Genomic DNA, 2,748 nt, shown 5'->3' with positions numbered 1-2,748 from the left:
CGCCCGGCCTGTCCGACGCCGCCGCCGCGCTCTCCGGCGCCGCCGCCGCGCTCCACGACGCCGCCACCGCGCTCGAAGGCGCGGCCGCGCGGCTCGCGGCGATTCGACCCCGCGCGCGAACGGGCACGCTCTCGGGTGCGACGCCCCCGGTTCCCGGCACACCGCCGGACCGCGAACGAACGTAGTGGACGTATTGCCGGCGTCTTGACGCGCACTTCCTTCCCCGTTCTCCTTCCGCCTCTTAGGAGGTTGGTCGATGCGGAGAACGATGAAGGTACTTGGCGGCATTGTGATCCTGGCCCTCGGAAGCGCGGCCGGTTGCAGCGGCGGATCGACGGAGCCGACGGGTTCCGGCGCGAGCTCGGGTACGGCGGGCTCGGGGGGGATGGGCGGGGCGGGCGGGGCCGGGGGCGGAATGGGCGGTGATGCTGGGGCGGGCGGCGTATTCGTACCGGGATGCCCGTCCGGAATCGTCTGCGGCGCCGGCGATTGCTGCGCCGTCGGTTCGGAGTGCGTGATCGACGCCTGCCTCCCGGCCTGCGCCACGAACGTCCGGTGCGGCGCGGATCTCTCCGTGTGCTGCGGGCAAGGCGAGGTCTGCGTGGCGGACAAATGCGAGAAGACCGGCGGCAACTGCCTCGACTGGGCCGATTGCGCCGAGGGCGAGTTCTGCGAATCGACGCTCGGCGTTTGCTTGCCGCAGCCGCCTCCGGGCTCCGCGACCTGCGAATACAAGCCGCCGCCCGGCCCGCTCACGCCGGTGCTCGAATGGTCCTGGACGGAGAGCACCATTTTCCCGGAGTTCCGCCAGGTCATCAACATGCCCGTCGTCGTCGACCTGGAGAACGACGGCACGCCGGACGTGGTGATCGTGACGTCCAACAACTTCAACGCGAACCAGACGGCCTACCTGCGCGCCTTGAATGGCAAGGACGGCGTCGAGAAATGGGGCGCGAACGTGGATGTGTACGCCGACGCGAACCGCGTGCAGCCGCGCGTGACGCCGGCGGCGGCGGACATCGACGGCGACGGGTTCGTCGAGATCGTGACCGGCAAGGCGGGCGGCGGGCTCATCGCGTTCGAGCACGACGGCAAGGTCAAGTGGACGTCCAAGCAAACGGACGGCACCACGGCCTGGAACGTCAGCATCGACTCGGCCACGGTGGCGATCGCGGACCTCGAGGGCGACGGCAAACCCGAAATCGTCGTCGGCGGCGCCGTCTTCGATGCGGCGGGCGTCCTCCGGTTCAACGGCGGCGCGTTCTTCGGGGCAAACACCGGCACGTACGGCGCCGTCAGCATCATCGCCGACCTCGACGGCGCGATGCCGCAGGAAATCGTGAGCGGCAAGAAAGCGCTCCGGGCCGACGGCACCACGTACTGGGAGCAAGCCGCGCTCATCGATGGCTATCCCGCCATCGCGGATCTCGACCTCGACGGCAAGCCCGAGCTCGTGGTCGTCGCGCAAGGCACCGTGCGCGTCCAGAGCCCGACGACCGGCGCGGTCATCGCCAGCGTCGCAATGCCCGGCAACGGCCTCGGCGGCCCCCCGACCATCGCCGATTTCGACGACGATGGCTTCCCCGAGATCGCCGCGGCGAACGGCACGGCCTACTCCGTCTTCGAGTTCGAGGCCGGCGAGACGGCGACGCTCAGCGTGAAATGGCAGAAGACGACCCAGGACGGCTCGTCGAACCGCACGGGATCGAGCGTCTTCGATTTCCAGGGCGACGGCGCGGCCGAGGTCGTCTACAACGACGAATGCTATTTCCGCGTCTATGATGGCGCGACCGGGAACACGCTCTACGAGGAGAAGAACCCGTCGGCGACCATTCACGAGTACCCGGTCGTCGTGGACGTCGACGGCGACAACAACACCGAGGTGGTGCTCGCGGCGAACGACCTCTTCCACCTGAATGGCCAGAACGGCTGCCCCTACGGCACGAACGGCCTGCGGCACGGCGTCTACGTCTATGGCGACGCGGGCGACAACTGGGTCCGGACGCGCAAGATCTGGAACCAGCACGCGTATCACCTCACGAACGTCAACGCGAATGGCAGCGTGCCTTCGCCCGAGCCCGCGAGCTGGGTCGGCCCCTTCGGCCTCAACAACTACCGCCAGTCGAACCAGGGCGCCGGCGTCTTCAATGCGCCCGACCTGCAGGTCAGCCTCGAAGCCTCGCTCGCCCCCTGCACGGAAGGCTTCGTGGATCTCCGGGCATTCGTGCAAAACAAGGGCACGGACGGCGTCCCGCCGGGCGTGAAGGTGAGGTTTTACCGGGGCGATGGCCCGAGCGGCACGTTCATCGGCGAGGCGACCACCACGAAGGCGCTCCTGCCCGGCCAGTACGAGCTCGTCACCATGCAATACAAGCTACAGCCGAGTGACATCGTCATGTCGTTCTACGTCGAGGTCGACAAGGACGAGGGCGGGCAGAGCGGCTTGAACGAGTGCCTCGAAGACAACAACGGCACCACGCTCGGCGGCGTCGAGTGCGACAGCGCGAACTGATATCCCCTGCCTGAAATGAAAAGGGCGGACCCGCGTGGGCCCGCCCTTTTCATTTCAACGCGGGCCCTCTCCGGGCCCGCGCCTCTTCACGCGGCCTTGCGCCGCCGCCCGAGCACGAGGCCGAGCGCGCCGAGCACCACGAGGAGCGATCCCGCGTGGCCCTCGTCCGCGCCGGGCGCCGTCCGGCAGCCGCAGCCGCCGTCGTCGGTCACGCCGCCGCCCGCGCCGCCGGCACC

General features: G+C 69.2%; 1 protein-coding gene and 1 pseudogene. Both read left to right on the top strand.

Annotated features, from left to right (window positions below; genetic code table 11):
* Positions 1–185: pseudogene (locus QHF83_RS53140) on the top strand (siderophore-interacting protein); the annotation flags it as partial.
* Between the two features lie 71 nt (positions 186–256).
* Positions 257–2,512 carry a VCBS repeat-containing protein gene (locus tag QHF83_RS53135; RefSeq protein WP_282425853.1) on the top strand — a complete coding sequence of 752 codons (2,256 nt, stop codon included), beginning with the start codon at positions 257–259 and terminating at the stop codon, positions 2,510–2,512.
* Positions 2,513–2,748 lie beyond the last annotated feature (236 nt).

The sequence above is a fragment of the Polyangium sp. 15x6 genome, from assembly GCF_029960785.1.
GTDB lineage: Bacteria > Myxococcota_A > Polyangia > Polyangiales > Polyangiaceae > Polyangium.
The sequence above is the reverse complement of the archived record's forward strand: the minus strand, read 5'-3'. Positions and strand labels throughout refer to the sequence as shown.

Coding starts and splice junctions, on each gene's coding strand:
- QHF83_RS53135 (WP_282425853.1), top strand. CDS start 257: ATGCGGAGAACGATGAAGGTACTTGGCGGCATTGTGATCCTGGCCCTC.